This window comes from Qipengyuania sp. R86523 (assembly GCF_044596365.1).
Classification (GTDB): domain Bacteria; phylum Pseudomonadota; class Alphaproteobacteria; order Sphingomonadales; family Sphingomonadaceae; genus Qipengyuania; species Qipengyuania citrea.
This window is the reverse complement of record NZ_CP138997.1, coordinates 215,294-237,966: the sequence shown is the minus strand read 5'-3', so window position 1 is coordinate 237,966 and position 22,673 is coordinate 215,294. Positions and strand designations below refer to the sequence as shown.

General features: G+C 63.1%; 22 protein-coding genes and 1 pseudogene. 8 read left to right on the top strand and 15 right to left on the bottom strand.

Annotated features, from left to right (window positions below):
- Positions 1-22 precede the first annotated feature (22 nt).
- Genes SJY12_RS01255 through SJY12_RS01230 form a run of 6 tightly spaced genes read left to right on the top strand, consistent with a single transcriptional unit; the run spans position 23 to position 5,131 of the window.
- Positions 23-832 carry a DUF1932 domain-containing protein gene (locus tag SJY12_RS01255; RefSeq protein ID WP_397505735.1) on the top strand — a complete coding sequence of 270 codons (810 nt, stop codon included), beginning with the start codon at positions 23-25 and terminating at the stop codon, positions 830-832.
- Positions 829-1,854 (top strand): amidohydrolase family protein, encoded by a 1,026-nt coding sequence (locus SJY12_RS01250; protein ID WP_397505734.1) that lies wholly within the window; start codon positions 829-831, stop codon positions 1,852-1,854. The genes SJY12_RS01255 and SJY12_RS01250 overlap by 4 nt, the downstream gene beginning before the upstream one ends.
- The gene (ligA, locus tag SJY12_RS01245; RefSeq protein ID WP_050599955.1) at positions 1,851-2,261 is read left to right on the top strand and encodes a protocatechuate 4,5-dioxygenase subunit alpha; all 411 of its coding nucleotides are present in this window, start codon (positions 1,851-1,853) and stop codon (positions 2,259-2,261) included. The genes SJY12_RS01250 and ligA overlap by 4 nt, the downstream gene beginning before the upstream one ends.
- Positions 2,261-3,166 carry a class III extradiol dioxygenase subunit beta gene (locus tag SJY12_RS01240; RefSeq protein WP_397505733.1) on the top strand — a complete coding sequence of 302 codons (906 nt, stop codon included), beginning with the start codon at positions 2,261-2,263 and terminating at the stop codon, positions 3,164-3,166. Before ligA ends, SJY12_RS01240 begins: the two co-directional genes overlap by 1 nt.
- A gap of 19 nt (positions 3,167-3,185) precedes the next feature.
- Positions 3,186-4,145 (top strand): Gfo/Idh/MocA family oxidoreductase, encoded by a 960-nt coding sequence (locus SJY12_RS01235; protein WP_397506613.1) that lies wholly within the window; start codon positions 3,186-3,188, stop codon positions 4,143-4,145.
- Positions 4,142-5,131 (top strand): aldo/keto reductase, encoded by a 990-nt coding sequence (locus tag SJY12_RS01230; RefSeq protein ID WP_397505732.1) that lies wholly within the window; start codon positions 4,142-4,144, stop codon positions 5,129-5,131. Before SJY12_RS01235 ends, SJY12_RS01230 begins: the two co-directional genes overlap by 4 nt.
- On the opposite strand, the pseudogene SJY12_RS01225 reads toward SJY12_RS01230, so the two are convergent.
- From SJY12_RS01225 to SJY12_RS01160, 14 genes and pseudogenes are all read right to left on the bottom strand, one after another.
- Positions 5,128-5,664, bottom strand: a pseudogene (locus SJY12_RS01225) (FAD-dependent monooxygenase). The gene SJY12_RS01230 and the pseudogene SJY12_RS01225 sit on opposite strands and share 4 nt — an antisense overlap.
- Positions 5,661-6,629: a fumarylacetoacetate hydrolase family protein gene (locus SJY12_RS01220; protein WP_397505731.1), complete on the bottom strand. Its 969-nt coding sequence runs from the start codon at positions 6,627-6,629 to the stop codon at positions 5,661-5,663. Before SJY12_RS01220 ends, SJY12_RS01225 begins: the two are co-directional and overlap by 4 nt.
- A 61-nt stretch (positions 6,630-6,690) precedes the next feature.
- A complete protein-coding gene (locus SJY12_RS01215; RefSeq protein WP_230832695.1) occupies positions 6,691-7,260 on the bottom strand; it encodes a cupin domain-containing protein in 570 nt (189 codons plus the stop codon).
- 11 nt (positions 7,261-7,271) lie between these two features.
- A complete protein-coding gene (locus tag SJY12_RS01210) occupies positions 7,272-7,922 on the bottom strand; it encodes a glutathione S-transferase family protein (RefSeq protein WP_397505730.1) in 651 nt (216 codons plus the stop codon).
- Between the two features lie 47 nt (positions 7,923-7,969).
- Positions 7,970-9,172, bottom strand: coding sequence for an MFS transporter (locus SJY12_RS01205; protein ID WP_397505729.1), 1,203 nt, complete (start codon positions 9,170-9,172; stop codon positions 7,970-7,972).
- Entirely contained in the window at positions 9,169-9,516 is a 348-nt protein-coding gene (locus SJY12_RS01200) for a DUF2218 domain-containing protein (protein ID WP_397505728.1), read from the bottom strand. Before SJY12_RS01200 ends, SJY12_RS01205 begins: the two co-directional genes overlap by 4 nt.
- Positions 9,517-9,520: 4 nt before the next feature.
- Positions 9,521-9,838 carry a 2Fe-2S iron-sulfur cluster-binding protein gene (locus SJY12_RS01195; RefSeq protein WP_397505727.1) on the bottom strand — a complete coding sequence of 106 codons (318 nt, stop codon included), beginning with the start codon at positions 9,836-9,838 and terminating at the stop codon, positions 9,521-9,523.
- Positions 9,838-10,944 (bottom strand): S-(hydroxymethyl)glutathione dehydrogenase/class III alcohol dehydrogenase, encoded by a 1,107-nt coding sequence (locus SJY12_RS01190; RefSeq protein WP_397505726.1) that lies wholly within the window; start codon positions 10,942-10,944, stop codon positions 9,838-9,840. Before SJY12_RS01190 ends, SJY12_RS01195 begins: the two co-directional genes overlap by 1 nt.
- Positions 10,945-11,003: 59 nt before the next feature.
- Complete coding sequence (locus SJY12_RS01185) at positions 11,004-12,206, bottom strand: cytochrome P450 (protein ID WP_397505725.1); 1,203 nt, start codon at positions 12,204-12,206, stop codon at positions 11,004-11,006.
- Entirely contained in the window at positions 12,206-13,369 is a 1,164-nt protein-coding gene (locus SJY12_RS01180; protein WP_397505724.1) for an alpha/beta hydrolase family protein, read from the bottom strand. Before SJY12_RS01180 ends, SJY12_RS01185 begins: the two co-directional genes overlap by 1 nt.
- A 3-nt stretch (positions 13,370-13,372) precedes the next feature.
- Positions 13,373-14,275, bottom strand: coding sequence for a VOC family protein (locus tag SJY12_RS01175; RefSeq protein ID WP_397505723.1), 903 nt, complete (start codon positions 14,273-14,275; stop codon positions 13,373-13,375).
- 22 nt (positions 14,276-14,297) lie between these two features.
- Positions 14,298-15,413, bottom strand: coding sequence for an FAD-dependent oxidoreductase (locus SJY12_RS01170; RefSeq protein ID WP_397505722.1), 1,116 nt, complete (start codon positions 15,411-15,413; stop codon positions 14,298-14,300).
- A gap of 3 nt (positions 15,414-15,416) precedes the next feature.
- A complete protein-coding gene (locus SJY12_RS01165; RefSeq protein ID WP_397505721.1) occupies positions 15,417-16,415 on the bottom strand; it encodes an MBL fold metallo-hydrolase in 999 nt (332 codons plus the stop codon).
- A 14-nt stretch (positions 16,416-16,429) separates the two neighbouring features.
- Entirely contained in the window at positions 16,430-18,658 is a 2,229-nt protein-coding gene (locus SJY12_RS01160) for a TonB-dependent receptor (RefSeq protein WP_397505720.1), read from the bottom strand.
- A gap of 140 nt (positions 18,659-18,798) precedes the next feature.
- On the opposite strand from SJY12_RS01160, the gene SJY12_RS01155 reads away from it, so the two are divergent.
- Both SJY12_RS01155 and SJY12_RS01150 read left to right on the top strand, forming a co-directional pair.
- The gene (locus SJY12_RS01155) at positions 18,799-20,301 is read left to right on the top strand and encodes an ArnT family glycosyltransferase (protein ID WP_397505719.1); all 1,503 of its coding nucleotides are present in this window, start codon (positions 18,799-18,801) and stop codon (positions 20,299-20,301) included.
- A 104-nt stretch (positions 20,302-20,405) separates the two neighbouring features.
- A complete protein-coding gene (locus tag SJY12_RS01150; protein ID WP_397505718.1) occupies positions 20,406-22,487 on the top strand; it encodes a prolyl oligopeptidase family protein in 2,082 nt (693 codons plus the stop codon).
- Here the strand turns inward: SJY12_RS01150 and SJY12_RS01145 are convergent, their stop codons facing one another.
- Positions 22,488-22,670, bottom strand: coding sequence for a hypothetical protein (locus tag SJY12_RS01145; RefSeq protein ID WP_369814707.1), 183 nt, complete (start codon positions 22,668-22,670; stop codon positions 22,488-22,490).
- Between the last annotated feature and the right edge of the window lie 3 nt (positions 22,671-22,673).

Below are 22,673 nucleotides of genomic sequence, written 5' to 3'. Positions count from 1 at the left end.
GCTCGGCTGCATCCTGTCGGACATGGAACGCGATCTTGCCCTTATCGGATTTGGCGAAGCGGGCAGCACCTTCTGCGCCGCTGCACGCTGGGCCAAGCCCGCATGCGCGTTCGACCCCGACCCTTCGCGCAAACAGGCAATTGAAGAAGCTGGCATAAGCGCTTCGACCGATGTTCGCAGCGCGCTTGCCGATGCCCGGATCGTGCTGTCGCTGGTCACCGCCGACCAAGCGCTGGCTGCGGCGCAGACGGCGGCAGCGTTCCTCCAGCCGGGCGCATGCTGGATCGACATGAATTCGGTTGCGCCCGACACCAAGCGCCGGGCAGCGGCTGCAATCGAAGAGCGGGGCGGCGTCTACGTCGATGCCGCGATACTCGCACCGGTCCGTCCGGCCGCGCTGAACGTCCCGGTCCTGCTTGCAGGAAACATGGCCGAAACGGCGCGCGAAAAGCTCATATCGCTTGGCTTCACCAATGTCCGCGTGGTGGGCGAGGAAGTCGGCCGCGCGTCCGCGATCAAGCTCATCCGCTCGGTCATGGTCAAGGGCGTGGAAGCGCTCACCGATGAAATGATGAGCGCGGCCGAAGCGGCGGGCGTGGTCGACGAGGTCCTGGCCTCGCTCGACGCCAGCGAAAAGTCGGACAGCTGGTTCAGCCGGGCTGCCTATAACCGCGAGCGCATGGCGACGCACGGCATCCGCCGCGCTGCCGAGATGGAAGAAGCGGCCAGCACGCTGCAATCATTGGGCGTCGAACCGGTCATGACGCAGGGCACCGTCCGCCGTCAGCGCGCCGCCGCGGCCCCGATCACCACGGAGAGAAACGCGGCATGAGCCTGATTATCGATTGCCACGGCCACTACACCGTCCTGCCGAGAGGCCATGATGCGTGGCGCGAAGAGCAGAAGGCGGCCTTCGCTGAGGGACGCCCCGCCCCGCCCTATCCGGACATCACCGACGACGAGATCCGCCAGACGATCGAAGACAACCAGCTGCGGCTGATCAAGGAACGCGGCGCAGACCTGACGATATTCAGCCCCCGCGCCAGCGCCATGGCGCATCATGTCGGCGACCAGGACGTGTCGGCGACCTGGGCCCGGCATTGCAACAATCTAATCCACCGGGTGACCCAGCTCTTCCCCGATGTCTTTGTCGGCGGCTGCATGCTTCCGCAAAGCCCGCAGGCGGGTCTCGAAGCGAGCGTCTCGGAATTGCGCCGCTGCGTCGAGGAACTGGGCTTCGTCTCCTGCAATCTCAATCCCGATCCGGGCGGCGGCCATTTCCAGCATCCGCCGCTGACCGACGATTACTGGTTTCCGCTCTACGAGGTGATGGAGGAATTGCAGGTCCCCGGGATGATCCACGTATCGGGCAGCTGCAACCCGGCAATGCATGCGACCGGCGGATACTATCTCGCCGCGGATACCGTCGCCTTCATGCAGCTGTTGCAGGGCGACCTGTTCAGCCGTTTTCCCGGCCTGCGTTTCATCATCCCGCATGGCGGCGGAGCAGTCCCCTATCACTGGGGACGGTATCGCGGCCTGGCCGATATGCTCAAGCAGCCGAGCCTCGATACGCATCTGATGAACAACGTGTTCTTCGACACCTGCGTCTATCACCAGCCGGGGATCGATCTGTTGGCCGATGTGATCGAGAACAAGAACATCCTTTTCGGCAGCGAGATGGTCGGCGCGGTCCGCGGGATAGACCCGCAGACCGGGCATTATTTCGACGATACCAAGCGCTATGTCGATGCCCTCGACATCTCCGAGGACGAACGGCGCGCCATCTTCGAAGGCAATGCCCGGCGCGTCTTCCCGCGCCTCGATGCCCTGCTGAAGGAGCGCGGGCTATGACCGACAAGCTCGACATTCACGCCTATCTTGGCGAGTTCGATGACATTCCGGGCACACGCGTCTTCACCGCGGCGCGCGCGCGGCAGGGATATCACCTGAACCAGTTCGCGATGAGCCTGATGAAGCCGGACAACCGCGAGCGGTTCAGGGCCGACGAAAAAGCCTATCTCGACGAATGGAAGCTGACCGACGCGATGAAGGCGGCGGTGCTTCGGCGCGATTACAACGCGTTGCTCGATCTGGGCGGGAACGTCTATTTCCTGTCGAAGATATTCTCCACCGACGGGGTCAGCTTTGCCGAAGCGGTTTCGACCATGACCGACATGGATTTTCCCACTTACCGCGACATGATGAACAAGGGCGGGCGTTCTCCCGAAGGCGTCCGTTCGATCAAGGACAAACGCTGATGGCCCGGATTACCGCAGGAGTAGCGACCAGCCATGTCCCGCTGCTCGGCGTCGCCGCCGATCAGGGCAAGGCGGGCGACGAGTATTTCGCGCCGATCTTCGCAGGCTATGAATGGTCGCGCGAATGGATCGCCCAGAACCCGCCCGACGTGATCGTGCTGGTCTATAACGATCACGCATCCGCTTTCGACATGAAGATCATCCCCACATTCGCAATCGGCTGCGGCGAAAGCTACGCCCCGGCCGACGAAGGCTGGGGACCGCGGGAAGTGCCAGACGTCGAAGGCCATCCCGATCTGGCCTGGCATATCGCGCAGAGCCTGATCCTCGACGAGTTCGACATGACGATCATCAACGAGATGGACGTCGATCACGGACTTACCGTGCCGCTGACCATGATGTTCGGCGCGCCCGACAAATGGCCCTGCAAGGTCATCCCGCTGGCGGTAAACGTGGTCACTTATCCGCCGCCTTCGGGCAATCGCTGCTGGGCGCTGGGCGAGGCCATCGCCCGGGCAGTGGACAGCTTTGCCGAGGACCTCGACGTGCAGATCTGGGGCACGGGCGGGATGAGCCACCAGTTGCAGGGGCCGCGCGCAGGGCTGATCAACCGCGAATGGGACAACATGTTTCTCGACAAGCTTTGCGGCACCACCGACGACCTGCGCCACATCCCGCATATCGAATATCTGCGCGAGACCGGATCCGAGGGGATCGAGATGGTCATGTGGTTGATCATGCGCGGTGCGCTGGGCAGGGAAACCCGCGCCCTGCACCGCCACTATCATGTCCCCTGCTCGAACACCGCCATCGGCCATCTGGTGCTGGAACCGGTCGACGGAACCGTGCCTCCCTCGCCCACGATCGAGGGCAACAGTCCGGCCGCGCAGGCCATGATCGAATGATTTTCAGGAGTATCCCATGATCCGCATCGCCCTCGTCGGCGCCGGCGCCTTTGGCGAAAAGCATCTCGTCGGCCTCAAGAACATCCCCGACGCCGAAGTGGTCACCGTGGTGAGCGCATCGGAGGAAGAATTGCGCAAGCTCGCCGAGCCGCACGGCATTTCAGACGTGTCGGACAGTTACGAGGCGACGTTGCGCCGCGATGATATCGACGCCGTCATCCTCACCACGCCGACCCCGATGCATGCCCGCCAGGCGATTCAGGCCATGGATGCCGGCAAGCATGTCGAAGTGGAAATCCCCGTGGCGGATAGCTGGGCGGATGCGCAGGCGGTGATGACGAAACAGCGCGAGACGGGCCTCGTCTGCATGGTCGGCCACACCCGCCGCTTCAATCCTTCGCACCAATATGTGAAACAGCGGATCGATGCGGGCGAGTTCGCCATCCAGTCGATGGATGTGCAGACTTTCTTCTTTCGGCGAACCAACACCAACGCGAAGGGCGAACCGCGCAGCTGGACCGATCATTTGCTGTGGCACCATTCTGCCCACACGATCGACATCTTCCAGTACATGACCGGCGCGAAGGTCGTTCAGGCCAACATTCTCCAGGGGCCGAAGCACCCCGAACTGGGGATCGCGATGGACCAGTCGATCCAGATGAAGACCGACCAGGGGCAGATCCTGACGCTGGCGCTGTCGTTCAACAATGACGGGCCGCTGGGCACCTTCTTCCGCTACATCGGCGATACCGGCACCTATATCGCGCGCTACGACGATCTGGTGAACGGGCGCGAAGAGCCCATCGACGTGTCGCAGGTCGACGTCAGCATGAACGGCATCGAGTTGCAGGACCGCGAGTTCATCGCCGCGATCAAGGAAGGCCGCGAACCGAATGGTTCGGTCGCGCAGGTGCTCGACTGCTACCGCGTGATCGGCGAACTGGCAGGCAGCCTCGAAGCGCAAGACGGCTGGTCGTGAACACGCGGCAATTGTGCGGACGGCCCGTCCGCCCCATCGGTCTGGGCTGCATGAATCTCTCGTGGGCCTATGGTGATCCTCCGCCGCACGAGGACAAGGTGCGCTTGCTGAATGAAGCGCTCGACCTCGGCTATGATCATCTCGATACCGCCAATATCTATGGCAAGGGGGCCAACGAAGAGTTGCTCGGTGGCGCCGCCATGCACCGGCGCGATGAATTCCTGCTCGCCAGCAAGACCGGCATCATCGTCGATGGCCCGCGCCGTGGGATCGATTGCTCGCCCGAGGCGATTAGCAGTTCGCTCGATGCCAGCCTGAAGCGGCTGGGCACCGATCATATCGATCTGTTCTACATGCACCGCTTCGACCCGAAAGTCCCGGTCGCGGACAGCGTCGGCGCGATGGTCCGTGCGATTGAGGCGGGCAAGATCGGGGCTTACGGCGTGTCCGAATGGTCCGCTGCCCATATCCGTGAGGCGCATGCGGTTCATCCCATGGCCGCGGTCCAGACCGAGTTCTCGCTGTGGACCCGCAACGTCGAACTCGGGGTGCTGGACGCCACCCGCGAACTCGGTATTGCGCTGGTGGCGTTTTCGCCGGTTGCCCGCGGCGCGCTGGCCGGCGAGCTGAAGGATCCCGCGACGCTGGGAGACAAGGACCTGCGCCGGTCGCATCCGCGGTTCGATAGCGCAAACTGGCCGCACAATCGCGCGCTGATCGACCAGTTCGACGATCTGGCGCAGGAGAACGACCTCCGACCGGCCCAACTCGCGCTCGCCTGGGTGCTGGCGCAGGGCGATCACGTCCATGCGATCCCCGGCACCACCGACATTGGCCATATGGCCGACAATTTCGCCTCGTCCGACAAAACGGTGCCAGCCGAAGTCCTCGACCGCGCGGGGCAACTGATCAACCAACAAAGCGTGCGTGGTCACCGCTATCCCGAAGTGATGCGGGGCACGATCGACACCGAGGATTACGCTTAGAGAGGCAAGCCCAAGCAATTCTCTGCAATCGAAGTCTGCGCTGCCCTGCTGCTCGTGATGGAATCGAGTGCCGCCAGTTGCATGGCCCGTTCGAAGGGACCGTCTTCGGGGAACCGGTGCATCAGTCGCGTGAGTGCCCAGCTGAAGCGTTAAGCCTTCCAAACCCGGGCCAAGGCCGTTTCGGAATACTCCGCAATGGCATCCGGGTCTGCCGCGCTTGGAGAAGCTGACCGGCGCATATGCCGCGTAATAGACGTCGCTGGCAGCCAGGTTCAGATGCCGATCAGCCGCTCACCATCGGCGAGGTGGAAGCCATCATGCGGCATGCCTTCGGTCTTCACCCGGGCGTCGAGCCCGAGACGTTCCATCAGTCCGACAGTGACCTGTTCGAGTACGCCGGCCCGGATCTGGCCGAGCACTTAATCGGGCGACTGTCGTTCGACCACGAAGCAGTCGATGCCCTCGGCACGCAGCAGGTGCCCCAGGAGCAGTCCGGCGGGGCCTGCACCGACAATGCACGCCAACACATTCACGCCTGCACGATTTTCTGCTCGATCACGCCAAATGGCAGCCCCCCATCGAGCCCGCGTGCAGCCATCCGGACCGTATCGCCAAACGCCATGAAGGGCGTGGTCGCCGGGCCCTTGTCACGGATCATCTCGATGGCCCGCACTTCGGAAATGCAGCTCGAACCCACCTGAGCGTAGTCGGCGTTCGAGACGGTGCCCGAGCCGATTATCGTTCCTGCGACAAGGTCGCGCGTAAAAGCCGCATGCGCAATGAGGTCGTGGAAGCCCACATCCATTTCCCGTCCATTAGCCGCGCCGAACCGCTTGCCGTTCCAGTCAATCTCCAGGTCGAGGCAAACACGGCCGTCCTGCCACGCATCGCCGAGCTCTTCGGGCGTCACCGCAAAGGGCGCCATCGAACATGCCGGCTTGGCCTGAACCCAGCCGAAACCCGTTTTCATTTCGACCGGCGCAATGGCACGCAGCGACCAGTCGTTGATCTGCACGATCAGCTTGATGTGCTTCATCGCTTCGGCGGCACCGGTGCCCATCGGAACGTGGTCGACGATCACCCCGTACTCGCCTTCGAAGTCGATCCCGTGTTCCATGCCCGGGAACGGCACGTCATCGACCGGGCCGTAGAAGCGATCGGAAAGACCCTGATACATCAGCGGTTTCTCGGCTTCGATCGGATCGAGACCGAAGGCGACCTGCATCAGTTCGCCATGCGTCGAAAACGCCGATCCGTCGAGCCATTGCCAGCTGCGTGGCAGTGGGGCGGCGCAATTGGCGGGATCGAAACCATCCCCTTCGCCCTGTTCCAGCCGGTCGGCGAGTTCCGAAAGCCGCGGCATGAGTGCATCCCACCGCTCGATCGCTCCGAGCAGATTGGGGGCAGTGTCCCCGACCTCGAGATAGCGGCGCCCATCGGTGGATATGACGACCAGGCGGCCATCGCGGGACTGTGAGGTGAAAGTTGCGAACCGCATGGGTTTCTCCGGAATATCTTGCGAGCTACGGCGCGCCGTCACACGCGAGGATGGCGGTGCTTCAGCCCTTCAGTTCTTCGCTGAATTCGCCGTCGATCAGGATGAAGGCGATGCGGCAATTCCGGTCCGTCCGGTTGGCCCAGCCGTGATTGGTGCCGCGCTGGACGACGATGTCCCCTGCCCGCACGGTTGTCTCGCCCTCGTCCATGATCAGGACCAGCTCGCCTTCGATGACGATGCCGTAGTCGACCGTTTCGGTACGGTGCATATGGGCATGACGCGATTCCTTGCCCTCGAACGACGAGGCGTCGGCCGCGCCGATTTCGGCGAAGTGCGCGCGCGCCTCTTCCGGCGTCATCTCTGCAAACGACGGATCGTCGGGCGGAATGTCGAGCACGCGGATGCGCGTCCCGTTCTTGGGCGGCGCGAGGATGATGCCCTCTTCCGGTGGTTCGCCCGAGGCGGGATCGATCGGGGCCGGCGTCGCGCGCGTGTTCCACACCTCGTAGAACATGGGGCCGGTGTCGCCGCCGATCTTCTGGATCCGAGGGACGATGCCGTCTTCCTGGATGATGGCGCGGCCGGATGCATCATGGCCCGTGACCACGCGGCGGATCGGTGCGTTATTCATATTCGGTCCTCTCAACTTTTCTGTGTGGTCACTTGAGGCGGCGTGAATGCCAGGCCGCGCTGCTTTAGGTCCTGCTGCGCGCGGGCTTCGTGCTCCAGTGCCCGTTTCGCCGCTGCGCGTTCATTGGCGCGCCCGGTCATTTCGGCGATTTCGGGGAATGCCGCGGCATCGAATCCCGCTCCGGTTATGCGGAACCAGATCCAGGCCAGATAGGTATCGACAATCGACCAGTCGGGCCCGAGCATCCATCGCTGCTGCGCCAACTGTGCTGCGATCGACTGCAATTGCTGGATCAGCAGCTCTTCCGCCTTGGCCCGGACCTGCGGGGCCGCCTCGTCCGACTGGAGCATCATGCCCGGCAGGACGAACCGCGTCACCAGCGGATGCAAATCGCTCGACAAGCGGAAGAGCGCCGAAACCGCCGCCGCCTCCCCGAGCGGATCGCCGGTCAGCGGGAGCAATCTGGCATCCGGGTGCGCTCGCGCCAGGTACAGCAGGATCGATCCGCTCTGCGTCACGACCCCCCTCCCGGTATCGAGCGCAGGAACCTTGCCCGCAGGATTGACCGCAAGATAGTCCGGTCGGCGATGCTCGCCCGCCTTGAACGCAATCAGGCGGGTTTCGAACGGCTCACCGATCTCTTCCAGTGCCGTAAGGCTCACGCGCGCGCAGGTTTGCGGCGCGAAGTAAAGGATTGGCGCTTGCTCGGTCACCCAGGGCGGCTCCCCAGGCGGAATGAAAGGGCAGCGACGATGCTACCCACGGCCACGACGCCTGCATAAACCAGCAGCGCACTGGCCAAACCTGACGTCGCACCGACAACCGCTGCCGCAACCAGGGGGGCGAGGAACTGGCCGAGGAAAAATGCCCCTGTCCAGAGCCCGGTTCCGCGACCGCGAAACTCGGGGGGGAGACGCCGCATTGTCCATGTCAGCATGTTGGGCAGCAGGATGCCGCTGCCGACGCAGGCGAGCGCGGCGAACCCGGCGATCGACGGCAAGCTCGTCGAATAAGCGGCCCCGGCGTAGCCCAAGGCGGCCAGCAGCAAGCCCAGCGCCAGCGGCATTCTTCCCGCGTGCTGCTTGAGCTTGTGAAAAATGAAGCTCCCGCCACCCACTGACAGATTTGTAACCGCACCGACCATTCCGATAGTCGCGGGCGAAACGGGCCCCGAAAGTTCGAGGATAGGCCCGAGCTGGACTATAAGCGTGTAGAAGACGATCCCGACACCAAGAGTAATCGCCACGAGCGGCAGGACCCTGGCGAAGGGGAAAGCGGTGGCGCCAACTCCGGTCGATGGGGCGTGGTCCTCGGGTTCGAACAGGATCATTGCGGCCATGCCGGCTATCGGCAGTCCGAGAAGGTAAAGCAGGAACGGGCCGCGCGAGCCGAGGATCTCGCCCAGCAAACCGCCGACTGCGATGAGAACGATGGCCGATACACTGGTGGTTGCCACCTGCAGTGCGATCCACTTCTCCCGACGCTCGTCGACAAAGTAATCGCCGATCAACGTGGTCGCGACGGTCATGATGACCGCCTCGGTCATCCCAAGCGCGATCCGGGCGGCGATGATCTGGAACAGATCGTCCAGAAACCACGGAACGATGCCGCAGGCGGCGTAGAGGACGAGCGCGGAAACAAGCAGTATCTTGCGGCCGATCCGGTCTGCCAGCCAGCCAGCCACGGGCGAGAACAGGGCGACACAAAGGGCCGGAATGGTGAGCGCGATGGGAACGAGAAATTCGCTGCCCTCCACCCCGGAGAATTCGCGCATCAGCAATGGCAGTACAGGAACCAGCGAGATGATCGCCATGACCGGCATGACCGAGGCGGCCAGCAGCACCACCCCGTGGCGGGTCGCGGCGATATCCCGCGTGCGCGGTGCCGGATGCAATGGCGGGGTACCCGTCATTCGCTGGCTCCGGGCTCGCGAGGGGCAACATCCTCCCAGTGGTAGGAGAGGCCGTCTTCGCGAAACGCGAAACGGGCGACGTGCCGCTCGACCGCGCCCTTCAGCTCTTCGAGCTGTCCCGGCTCGCTTGCCTCGATCCGGCAAAGGAGAATTCCGTCCTCCGGCTGCAAGGTGACCAGGGCATCGCCGGACCACGCCGCACCCCGCGCATCCCGCGGGAACGTGATCCGGCGCATGTCGCCGCTTTCTTCTACCGCAAGGTTGTGCTGCCAATGCCTGCCCAATTGCAGCGCGTACTTGCGCGCATGGGGTGTCGGCACCCGGGCCTGCGAGACGAGAGACATTGCGCTAGTCCTCGGGCGCGATCGCGAGCTGCAGTCCGTCGAGCGCGTCGGTATACGCGATCTGGCAGGAGAGCCGGGACTGCAGCGTACGGTGATCCGAGCTTTCGAGAAGGTCATCCTCGTCTTCGCTCATGGCAGACAGCTTGTCGAACCATTCGCCTGCCACGTGCACGTGGCAGGTGGCGCAGGAACAGCAACCGCCACACAGGGCCAGCAGTTCGTCGATCCCGGCATCCCTGATCGCTTCCATGACCGAACTGCCGCCAGCGGCCTCGACGGACTGATCGGTCCCGTCTCGAAGGGTGACGTTGATGGTGCCCATCAGTACACGACCACCGCGCGGATACTCTCGCCGGAATGCATCAGGTCGAAGCCCTTGTTGATCTCGTCCAGGCTCAGCCGGTGGGTAATCATGGGATCGATTTCGATCTTGCCGTTCATGTACCAGTCGACGATCTTGGGCACGTCGGTTCGGCCCTTGGCGCCGCCGAAGGCGGTCCCGCGCCAGTTCCGGCCCGTCACCAGCTGGAAGGGGCGGGTTTCGATGGTCTTGCCCGCTTCGGCAACGCCGATGATGATGCTGGTGCCCCAGCCCTTGTGACAGCATTCCAGGGCATCCCGCATGACCGCGGTGTTGCCGGTGCAGTCGAAACTGTAATCGGCTCCGCCGTCGAGCATGTTGACCAGCGTTTCGACCACATTGCCGACATCCTTCGGATTGACGAAATCGGTCATTCCGAACTTGCGGCCCCATTCTTCCTTGGAAGGGTTGATATCAACGCCCACGATCCGGTCGGCGCCCGCCAGTTTCGCGCCCTGGATCACGTTCAGGCCAATTCCGCCGAGGCCGAAGACCACGACGGTGTCGCCCGGCTGGACCTTGGCGGTGTTGGTTACCGCGCCAACGCCGGTCGTCACGCCGCAACCGACGTAACAGGTCGTGTCGAACGGCGCATCTTCGCGGGTCTTGGCTACTGCGATTTCCGGCAGGACAGTGAAGTTCGAGAAGGTCGAGCAGCCCATGTAATGATAGATCGGCTGGCCCCGGTAGCTGAACCGCGTGGTCCCGTCGGGCATCAGGCCCTTGCCCTGTGTCTCGCGGATCGCGCTGCACAGGTTGGTCTTGCCGGACAGGCACATCTTACACTGGCGGCATTCGGGCGTGTACAGCGGGATGACATGATCGCCCTCCTTCACGCTGGTCACGCCTGCGCCGACTTCCCGCACAACGCCGCAGCCTTCATGGCCGAGAACGGAGGGAAACAGCCCCTCGCTGTCCAACCCGTCGAGCGTATAGGCATCGGTATGGCAGATGCCCGTTGCCATGATCTCGACCAGAACTTCCCCCGGCTTGGGGCCCTCGAGGTCAAGCTCCACGATCTCGAGTGGTTTCTTCGCTTCGAAAGCTACGGCAGCTCTGGTCTTCATTTCGGGTACTGGTCCTATTTCATTGATCGCTGCGTGCGGCAGCGAATGGGTGCTTGTGATCAGGCCGGTTCGACTTCGACCGGCACGCTGTCGATAGCGTGGAGCGTATTGTTGAGGCGTCTCACCGGAGCACCGGTAAGCCGGATGGAAGCGACACGTTCGGCAAGCGCGGTTCCGATCAGCTCGCCCTCCAGCCTGGCGACCATCTGGCCGAGACACTGGTGGATCCCGAAACCGAAACCGACATGCCCGCTGGTGTTGCGCTCGATCCGGAAGGCATCGGGTTCGTCCCAATGCAGAGGATCGCGGTTTGCCGCGGCGAGAAACAGGAGAACCTTCTGGCCTTCGGGAATTTCCGCCCCGCCCACTTCCACCCGCTTGGTCGTCGTGCGGAAGAAGGTCTGGACCGTTGAATCCCAGCGCAGGCTTTCCTCGAATGCCCGCCTGACCAGCGAGGGATTGCTGCGCAGCTTCTGGTATTCCTCCGGATGGCCGGCGAGGGCCAGCACCATGTGGCCGATCCCGTTGACCGTGGTGTCGACTCCCGCCGAAAGAAAGGAACGCACAAGCCGCTCGGCCTCTTCATGCGTGCATTCACCGTGGTCGGCGGCTTCGAAAACGGCCATTCCCCAGCCGCCTTCCTTCAGGTTGTCGCGTTTGCAAGCCTCGGCCACCCATTCGATGGCCGCTTCCTTGCCTTCATTGCCTTCCCGCAGCACGTCATTGTCGGGGCCGAAGGCGTTGAACACGATCGTGGCATAATCGAGCAAATGCTCGCGGCCATCGTCGCGGAGGCCGATCGTGTCCGGAAAGATCATCATCGGGAAGATCTCGGACAGGTCCTTGACCGCATCGAAGCGGCGCCGTTCGACAAGGCGATCCACCAGTTCTTCGGCCTTGGCCTGCCAGCGGGGGCGCAGTTCCTTGAGCGCTTTCAGCGAAACAATGCGGTTCATCATGCTGCGCGTTCGATCATGCAGCGGAGGATCCGCCTCGAGCAGCAGGGACGGCGGCCGGAAAGGGGTTTCCTTGGCGAAATCCAGCGTGCCGACCCCGCGGCTTGAACAAAAGGTCTCATGATCCCTGAGGCTGTCCTTCACCTCCTCGTATCGCGCCATCGCAAAGGCGCCCACGCTATCGAGCCATACCACCGGGCCGGCTTCGCGGATCATGTCGTGATACGCGTAGGGATCACCGAGGAAGACCTTGTCGAAGGGATCGATTGCCAGGTTCGGCACCACTTCGGCTTCGCCAGGCTTCATCACGCCGCTCCGGTGTTTCCGCCCAGGGTTTCGGCGAACCAGTCCGACAACAGGTCGAGGCCGTAGGCCATGTTGTCGGCGCCGACGTGCTCGACGCCGCCTTCGCGGCGCGTGAACACGACCTTTTCACGCCGCGGCGAGTTGACGAGCTGGTCGTAAAGATCGTCGGCATAGCCCGGGCTGATCTGCCGATCGTTGGCGCCATGCGTCACAAGGAACGGAACCTTGATCCGGTCCATATGTCCGTTGAGGTTCATATCGGTGGACTTTTCGAGGAAGTCCTCCTGGCCTTCGGCACCGAAGGCCCAATGGACATGCGCCCAGTAATGCGGAACCGGATTTTCGCCTTCGCGCTCCATCCGCTTGTCCTGCACTTCGCGCCAATTGTGGTTCGCGCCCCAGACCGCACCGCTGGCGAAGCGCGGTTCGTAGGCCACCGCGCGCGGGGCGAAATGTCCGCCGAGCGAGATGCCGGTCATGCCGATCTTGTCCGCGGCCACATCCGGCTGTTGTTCGAGCCAGTCGACCGCCTTGGATGCCCAGCTCTCGCTGTGCGGATCGACCGGCAGGCCCTGCAACCGCAGCGCCTCGCCCGAACCCGGCTGGTCGACGCACAGGGTGGAGATGCCGCGGCGCGCCAGCTCTTCGGGAAGCCGCGTCCAGTAGAGCAGCTCCTTATTGCTATCGAGACCGTTGCAGAACACGACTGCGGGCTTCGGCCCATCGCCGGGTGCGCGCGTCCAGAGCGCCGGCATCGTGCCGGTTTCAAGCGGAATTTCGACCCGCTCGCGGTTCAACTGCCCGAGCCTAGTCGAGCGGTCGAAAGCCTCGCGCGCCTTGGCGAAGGTTTCCTTCCGCCCGGGATGGCCGTGGCCCTGCATGCGTTCCGCGGTGATCAGGTAGAGCGATGCCCGCTCCAGCTTGTTCGACGCGGAAAAGTTGCGCCCCTTGGCTTCATCTTCAGCCGCCAGTTCGAGCAATTTGTCGCCCATTGCGGCCCATTGTTTCATGAACTGCGGCGTGCCCGCATCGGCGCCGCTGTTCGCGGCGTCCTTGATCGGCTGGCACATGTCGACGATTTCACCGATCTTGCCGCCGCTCTCCATCGCGATCGCGACCGACAGGTTCCAGATGTAATTGGGGAAGTATTCGAACAATGCCATCGATCACACCTCCGCCGGCTGGAACAGGCAGGGATCGGGTGCGGGTTTGGGCATGGTTTGCGGCCCCCCGGACCCGACACCCCACTGGTCCATGACCTGTGGCCCCGGTTCGTGGACCTTGGGCTCGTGCGTCTCGAAGTCGACTTCCTCCAGTTCGGACGTGTATTCGACCGCGAAGCCGGCGGGCGTGCAGAAATAGCTGAAGGTGTTGTTGCCGGCCGTATGGCGGCCCGGGCCCCAGCGAATGTCGCAATCGCGCTTCTTGAGCCGGCTCGCTCCGCGCATCATGTCGTCGACCGTCAGCATGTCGTAGGCCACGTGGTTGAGGCACGGCGGCCCCGGCAGCAGGGCAATGCGGTGATGGGCTTCGTTGCAGCGCAGGAAGCACATGAAGTCGCCCAGCCAGTCACTCACCTTGAAGCCGAGCACTTCGGTGAAGAATTTCACCGCGGCCTGGTGATCGGGCGAATGCAGGACGATGTGGCTGATCTTGAGCGGCATGCCCTCCCACCGCTCCATTGCGCGGTGATTGCCGCGCGCGACGTCGGAGGAAATTTCGAAGGGCAGCCCATCGGGTGAGAAAAACCGGAACCCATAGCCGCCGCCCGGCCCGTCGATCTCGCCCGGCTCGCGGATGATCTTGCACCCGGCATCGCCGACCTTGGCGCGCAGGGCATCGACATCGTCGCGGCTGTCGGCGCTAAGCGCGATCACTTCGATGCAATTGGTATCGCGCTTGTGCAACCGGACAACGTGGTGCTCGTCATGTCCGTGGGTCTTGAACCAAGCCATGTCTTCGGTCGCCTCGACCTCGACCAAGCCCCAATCCTCGGCATAGAATTTCCGCTCGGTAGCGAAGTCTTCGACGCCGTATCCGACATAGCGAATTTCGGTTACTCGGCTCATATCCAATTCCTCGAAATCTTGATTAAATCGGCTGCGAAACGATGCCGAACATCTCGTGCGTGGCAGCAGCGTTATCGACTGGGGGGCCCTTGCCGAGCTGGCCGTGGCAAATGGCCAGCGACTTCTCGACGATGTATTTGCAGCGATCGAAGCGGCGATCGCGATAGGCCTTGAAGGCCTCCTGCGGCGTGTCGTGCCTGGTGATCTCGTCGGCCAGGACAAGGCTGTCCTCGATCGCCATCCCGGCGCCCTGCCCCAGATGAGGGGTGGTCGCGTGAACGGCATCGCCCAGCAGGACCACCCGGCCACGGTGCCAGTCGCCATAGAGCATCATCTGCTCGAGCGGGCGGTAGACAACCCCGTGGTCGTCGGTGATCTCTTGCGCAAGTTCCTGGATCTGGGGCGGCGCCTCGGCGAGCTTCTTGCGCATCGCCTCGGCACACCCTTCCCTGGGATAGTGCGGATTGTCCGGTTCGGGCGTCGTCACATACATGTACATCAGTTCTTCGCTGATGGGCACGAGACCGATCCCGGTCGGGCCGTTGTAGACGTGCAGAGCGTTGAGGTCGGCAGGACGCTTGAAATTGTAACGCCAGACCGATTGCCCGGTGAATTCGGGCTTCTCGGCATCGGGCATGATCTTCTGCCGCGTATCGGAATAGACGCCGTCCGCGCCGACGACGAGATCGAAGTCCCCGCTCTCGCCATCCGAGAAAACGACGTGGACGGCATCACCGCGATCATCGAGCGATTGTGCAGTAACGCCGAGGCGAACGTCCGCGCCCGAGGCGATCGTGCGGTCGCCCAGCACCTTGTGCAACGCCGGCCGGCCGATCCCGACATTCGCGGGGTAGTTTTCGGTCAGGCGCGGAGCGGGGATTTCCGCCACCTTGGTTCCGTCGGGAGTGTGGATGGCAATGTTGTCGAAGGGGACCCCGGCAGCAAGGTAATCGTCGAGAAGTTCGAGTTCCGCCATCGCCCGGATGACGTTGGACTGCTGGATGATACCCACGCCGTAGACGGACCAGTCGGGATCCTTCTCGATCACCGTCACGGTGTGTCCGGCGCGGCGCAGGGCGATCGCGGTCGTCAGTCCGCCGACCCCCCCTCCGATTACAAGTACATTTGCGTTTCGCATGGCTCAGTACACATCCATATCGTTGGCAATGACCACGGGGCCGTCATACTGCTCGGCAATGTCGCGCAGATATTCGAAGTGCTTCGGATCACCGCGTTCGCGGCCGGCAAAATGGGTCACGACGAGCGCTCCAACGCCGGCGCCTGCCGCCATCTGGCCAACATCGCTGGGCAGGAGATGATGGCTGCGAAGGTGCTGCTCGATCCCTCTGGCTACAGCCTCGGGCATATTCGGATTGTCGCGGCGGATCTCGGCGATGGTATCATCGACATCCATCATTTCGGCCACGAGCAGATCCGCTCCGGAAGCCAGTTCCTCGACCTCTCCGCTTGGGCCTGTATCGCCCGTGTAGACGATGGATCGCCTGGGCAGATCGAACCGGAAAGACAGGGACTCGAACCGGCTGGCCAAATCACTGTCCGCTGCGAAACTGTAGTGCGAATTGTTTCGCACCGTCACGGTCATGCCTGCAAGTTCGACGCCGGCCTTGTCGCGCAGTTCGAAAACTTCAGCGAGTTCGTTCAGGTCGGTTTTTGGTGCCCCGGGAACACCATATCCCGCCGTCGCACCGGGGACCATGGAAGCAAGCAAGCCGGCGACCATTTCCTTCGTCCCCGGGGGCCCGTAGATGCGGAGGCGCGGGGGCGAATTCGTCTGGGCGCGCAGACCGAGGAGCGCTGCGAGCCCCCCGGTATGGTCCCAGTGCAGGTGGCTGATAAATACCGCGTCCACCTGTGCCGTGCGGAGGCCAAGCTTGGCAAGCTGCCCTGCCGTCCCGTCACCGACGTCGACCAGAATGTTCTGGCCACCCGCGACCAGCAGGTTGGCCGGCTGCGAACGCGTGGGACTGGCTACCGGACCGGCAACCGTCCCCAGCGTCACCCAGCGACCAGCATCGACCGCCACTGCGGTTGCGTCAGGTGCGGCATCGACCTCCTGAGCATGGAGAGGTGCGCCGGCAAGCGTCAGGGCGCCTGCCAATGCAGTTGCGAATTTAAACATTCTTCCCTCTCCGATCAGAAGTCGATTTTCGCCCGCACACCGTACGTCCGCGGCGGGTTATGTTCGCCGTAGAATGCTCCGGAGCTGCCTACGTTGGTATTGACCAAATACCGCTCGTCGAACGCGTTGTTGACGAAGGCAGAGATCGACCAAAGAGCGTCCGCCGGCTCAAGCGTGAGCTGGAAGTTCGCGGTGATGTATTCATCCGAAACGGTCTGCGGCGTGAAGGACAGGTCGGTCTGTTGCTCGCTGCGATAGGATGCATCGGCAAAGAACGTCAGATCGAAGTTGCCCAGGACGAAAACCTGCTCAAGCGCCAGATCAAGCGCGATTTCGGGAGAATAGAGAAGCTCGGTGCCGGCACATTCGAATGTCTGCAGGCCAGAAACCACGCCAACATTTTCGCACCCGAAACGGCCAGTGCCGGGATCGGAGACCAGTGTCAGCTGGTCCAGCTTCGCATCCAGATACTGGAACTTCACCCCCAGTGTCGTGGTCGGCGTCGCAGCCCAGAGCACGTCCAGATCGATACCCTTGATCGTCGAATCGCCATTGGCCGTACCGAAGTTGGGCGCATCGTCGATCGTCGAGAAATAGGTGATCTGCTGGCCCTTATACTCCCAGTAGAAACCTTCGATATTGACCTGGAGCGTGTCGCCCAGAAATCTGTTTTTCGAACCGATGGTGAAAGCATCGATAAATTCGGGATCGAAGCTCAATCCGCCACCGGCACCGACCGCCGCGAGCTCGACACCGCCCGCACGGTAACCGCGCTCATAAGTCGCATAGAGCAGGCTGTCGGGCGTCAGATCGTACTCGACACCAACACGGTAGGTCGGCTCTTTCCAGCTGTCCTCACTCGTCAGGCCCTGGCCCGCGCCGCCGTCGACGATAAAGCCCGCCGAGCCGTTTATGAGCGGATAGAAGCCATCGTTGATCGTCGAGCCAGGCGGGATGAAGCCACCGGCGATCAGGCTGTCGATGTAGACCTGCGGATCCGTTGTCGGCGGCAGGACGGCCGGATAGTTCTGTGCAGCGCATCCGGCAAAGTCCGGGATCGTGAACGGGGCTCCGGGGAACGGCGGAACTTCAAGCGGACAGATCGTCAGGAAGGCGAAATCGTCGCCTCTGACGAACTTGTTGTCCTCGGTGTAGCGGCCACCGACGTTAATCCGGAACTGGTCCGTAACGTCGAACGTGACTTGGGCGAATGCGGCCCAAGAATCCCCGCCGTTGGTCCAGTTCTGGATCGGTGCAACCGCAACCTGGTAGAAGTTCGCCGCAAAATCGACCTCTTCCTCGAAATAGTAGAGGCCGAAGACGCCGTTCACAGGCCCGTCGAAATCGGATGCGAACCGCGCCTCGATCGAGAACTGTTCTCCACTCTCTTGCGTAGGCGCAGGCGCGAAACCCGGGCCTACGAAAGTGTAGTCCTGCGAGTATTCCCGCCAAGCAGGGATGATCGTGATCGTTCCGGCATCGAGCTCATAGGTGAGTTCGGTTTGCAGCCCGCCGTAGGACAGGTCCTGGAAGAGGTCGTCGCAGCTGATCGGCGGCAGCAATGCGAAGGAGGGACCCTGGAAGGTCTGCACCCGGAACGCATTGGAAGCGGCGCTGCATGCACCGCTGTCGATGTCGATGTCCGTGGGCGTAAATTCGGTCTGCTGGCCCGGCGTGTTGCTGAAAAAGCCCAGCAGCGAGCCGGTAGAGCCCTTGCCCCCGACCGACGTGTAATCGAATCCAAACCTCAGGCTCAGACGGTCGGTCGGTTCCATCAACATCTGCGCGCGCACAGAGGTCGCTTCCAAGTCGGAAGTCCCATCGTCGTTGTAACCGTCTCGCGACTGATGGCTGGCAGCAAGCCTAACCGCCATCCCGTCGGTCAATGGTACGTTGACCGCCCCCTGGACACCGATCTTGTCGAAGTTGCCGTACTCGGCCTGTAGGTAACCGCTGAACTCGCCGACTTGCGGTTTCATGGGGATGTAGTTGAGCACGCCGCCCGTGGCGTTCCGGCCGTACAGCGTCCCCTGGGGACCTTTCAGGACCTCCACACGCTCCATGTCGTAAAAGTTCTGGCCGGCGGCCGAGCTGGCGCGGCCCAGGTATACGCCGTCGTAGTTCTGCGCGACGCCCGAATCCTGCAGCGGATTGACGGTCAGTGCGCCGACACCGCGAATGAAGAGGCTGGTCAGCGGTCCGCCGCCCGGGTTGACGCCCAGCGAAGGGGAAATGCGCCCCACCCTTTAACCATACAGCACCTTACAAAGGGCGGCCCACGGGTCGCCCTTTTCGTTTGCAGCAGCCTGCGCTGTGGCAACCGATAATTAACCACAAGCTGCGAGGGCCGTTTCCGCATGCATGCGGGAAGACATTCGGTCCGATGACGGCAATCAGCTTCGATATGGCACAAGCGCCGCCGACGCGGCGCCATGCAGCGCGTGGTCTGTGGCTGGTCCTGTTTCTCGCACTGTTCGCGCTGGCCGTGCGGTTTCCATTCCTTGGCGATCACAATGCCGACATCGACGAACAACTCTATGCGCTGATCGGCAGCCGAATGTGGCAGGGCCAGTTGCCCTTCGTGGACCTGTGGGACCGCAAGCCCTTCGGTCTCTTCGCATTGTTCGGCCTTGCCGATGCCACCGGACTGCCCGCCCCGTGGTCGTACCAGTTGCTCGCGACGGGCTTCATAGTGCTGGGCGCCGTGCTGCTGCGCAATCTGGCCATCCATTTGACGGACAGCGTCACCGCAAGCGCGGCCGCGGTTCTCTATATCGTGCTGATGACGATCTATGGCTCGCATTCGGCACAGAGCGAGATCTACCATGTCCCGGCCATGCTGGGGATGGCATTGCTGGTCCGCGATACGGGCCACCCTCAGGCCTTGCAGCGTGCGCTCCTTGCAATGGTGATCGGCGGTCTGGCGCTGCAGGTGAAGTACACCGTCGTGCCACAATGCGTTTTCTTCGGGCTTTGGGCGCTGTGGGGGCAGTACCGCTCGGGGCGATCGCTGGCGCAGCTGTCGGCGATCGGCATCGCGTTCGCTGCACTGGGTCTGGCGCCCACGCTTCTCGTCGGGCTGTTCTATTTCGCCGTCGGCGGATGGGACCAATTCTGGTTCGCCAATTTCGTCAGTTTCTTCCTGCGCGAACCTGCCCCCATGGGGCGGTTTGCAGAACGGCATACGCTCTTCCTGATGCCGCTCGTCGTGCTTGCTCTCGCCGGGTTCTACGCAAGCCTGCGCATGTCTCCTCCCGCCGATCGGCGGAGCTATCGGTTCTTTTGCGCCATGCTCGGTGCTTCGGTCGCAACCGTATTCCTGCCGTCGACCGTCTATGCCTATTACTTCGCCGCGCTGGTCCCCGGGGTGCTGCTGGTCGCCCTGCCCTTCCTTCACCGCCAAGGACCGGCGGGGCTGGCCCCACTGGCCGCGGCGACCGTGGCCTGCATCGGGTTGCTCTATCTGCCCGAACGCTACGAAGCCTCCCAGAACCACCGCGAAGCGATGGATGGACTGGTCGCCGCGATCCAGCCGCATGTCGATGAACAGGAAGCCTGTCTGTGGGTCTTCGACGGTCCTACAGCGCTCTATAGCGCTACCGGCAGTTGCCTTCCCACCCGGCTGATCTACCCCGACCATCTCAACAACGCGCTCGAGCGCAATTCTCTCGAGGTGCGCCAGATCGACGAGGTCCGCCGTATTCTCGATACCGGTCCACCGGTGGTCGTGACCGCCGACCGGCCATTCACCCAGCAGAACCTGGAAACGCTCGACTACGTTGAGACCACGCTGCCGCAAGGGTACATCGTGATCGCCGAAGAACGCATCCATGACCGCGGACTCGCAGTATGGCTGCGGCGTGATCTTCTTTCCACCAGCCGGTGACCGGGAAGGGCTTGTCGCCGGCCTGACGCCGGGGCAGAACATGCTCCAGCAAATCTGGAGAGCTGCCCTTGAAACTCGCATCCGCGCTGGCCATTGCCACTGCCATGACCATTGCAAGCACCACCCCCGTCGCCGCGCAGGACGGCATTCCCGGCCCCGAGCAGGACAGTTACATCTGGCTCGAAGAAGCCCGTAGCGACAAGGCGCTCGACTGGGTCCGCGCCGAGAACGAGCGGACGATGGAGCTGCTCGCGGGCGACCCGCGCTACGACGCGGTCAAGGCCGAGGCGCTGGCGATTTACGATAGCGAAGATCGCATCCCCTATGTCACGATCCGCCCGGACGGCCTGTACAATTTCTGGCAGGACAAGCAGAACCCGCGCGGGCTGGTGCGCCGGACCACGCTGGAAAGCTACCGTTCCGACAACCCGCAATGGGAAACCGTGCTTGACGTCGATGCGCTGGCCGAGGCCGAAGGGCGCGAATGGGTGTACAAGGGCTCGACCTGCCTGCCGCCCGAAGATCGCCTGTGCATGATCGCGCTGAGCGACGGGGGCGAGGATGCCACCGTGCTGCGCGAATTCGACATGACCACCAAGAGCTTCGTCGAGGGCGGCTTCGTGCTCGACGAGAAGAGCCAGGGCGGGATCGAGTGGATCGATGCCGATACGCTGCTGGTGGGCCGCGATTTCGGCGAAGGCACGCTGACCGAGAGCCAGTATCCGCGCACAGCGCGCATCTGGAAACGCGGCACGCCGATCGAACAGGCGGAAGAGATCTGGCGCGGCGAGGAAGCCGATGTCTGGTCGGGCGCGGCGTTGCTGCGCGATCACACGGGCGAGGTTCACGGCACCTATGCCTTCCGCGCGGTCAGCTTCCACGAAACCGAATATTTCTGGCAGCATGACGGCGAATGGCTCCGGCTGGAGCTGCCGCTCAAGGCCTCGCCCTACGGCCTGATCGATGGCCAGCTGCTGTTCTCGACCGATGTAGACTGGGAAGTCGGCGACCAGACCTTCCCGGCCGATGCGCTGGTGTCGGTCGATCTCGAACAGTTCAAGACCGATCCCAATGGCGCGCCCAAGACACTGGTCTGGGCCCCGCAGGACAAGCAGACCAAGCAGGGCGCGGCGAACACCGCCGAGAGCCTTTACGTCAGCCTGCTCGACAACGTTCGCGGCCGGGTGCTCAAATTCGACCACGTCGACGGCGAATGGGTCTCGAGCGAGATCGAGCTGCCCGACAATTCGACCCTCGATGTGGCTGCCGCATCGGAAGGGTCGGACGAAATCATGTATTCGGTCACCGACTTCCTCACCCCGTCGCGGCTCTATTATTCGGACGGGAGCGGCGCGCCCGAAGTGATCAAGACCTCGCCGAGCTATTTCGACGCCGAAGGCATGGAAGTCGAACAATACGAGGCGACCAGCGCGGACGGGACCAAGATCCCCTACTTCCTCGTCAAGCCCAAGGGCATGGTGATGGACGGGAACAATCCGACATTGCTGACCGGTTACGGCGGCTTCCAGGTGCCGCGCCTGCCCTCCTACCTCGGTTCGATCGGCAAGATCTGGCTCGAACGCGGCGGCGCCTACATCCTCGGCAACATGCGCGGCGGTGGCGAATTCGGCCCTGGCTGGCACCAGAGCGCGATCCGCGAGAACAAGCAGCGCACCTGGGACGATTTCCTCGCGATTGCCGAAGACGCGGTCGCGCGCGGGATCACCAGTCCCGACCATCTCGGCATCCAGGGCGGTTCGCAGGGCGGATTGCTGGTGGGCACGGCCTTCACCCAGCGTCCCGACCTGTTCAACGCGGCGATCGTGCAGATCCCGCTGTTCGACATGCTGCGGTATCACGTGATCGGGCGCGGCGCGTCGTGGACTGGCGAATATGGCGATCCGCGCATCGACGAGCAGCGCGCCTGGATCGAGCCCTATTCACCCTATCAGAAGCTGCTCGAGGGCAAGGACTACCCCGCGCCCTTCTTCTGGGCCTCGACCGCCGATGACCGCACGCACCCCGCGCATGCGCGCAAGGGCGCCGCGCGGGTCAAGGAACTGGGGCAGGAGTATTACTACTTCGAGGACATGACCGGCGGCCATTCGGGCGGCGTCGACAACGAACAGCGCGCCAAGATCCAGGCGCTGCAGATGGTCTATCTGCTGCAGCGACTGGCGGACTGATCAGCGCGGCCTGCGCGTCGGGGCGTGGAAATCGGGCGGCTTGTCGGCCACCCATTCCACGAACCGCGCGAGGGTCTCGTCGGTAAGCAGCGCGTCGCGGTCGGTGCCGATCCGCGCCAGCTGCGCATTGGTGAAATTGGCGTGGATCGCGCGGTGGCAGATCGGGTGCACCGGCACGGTCATGCG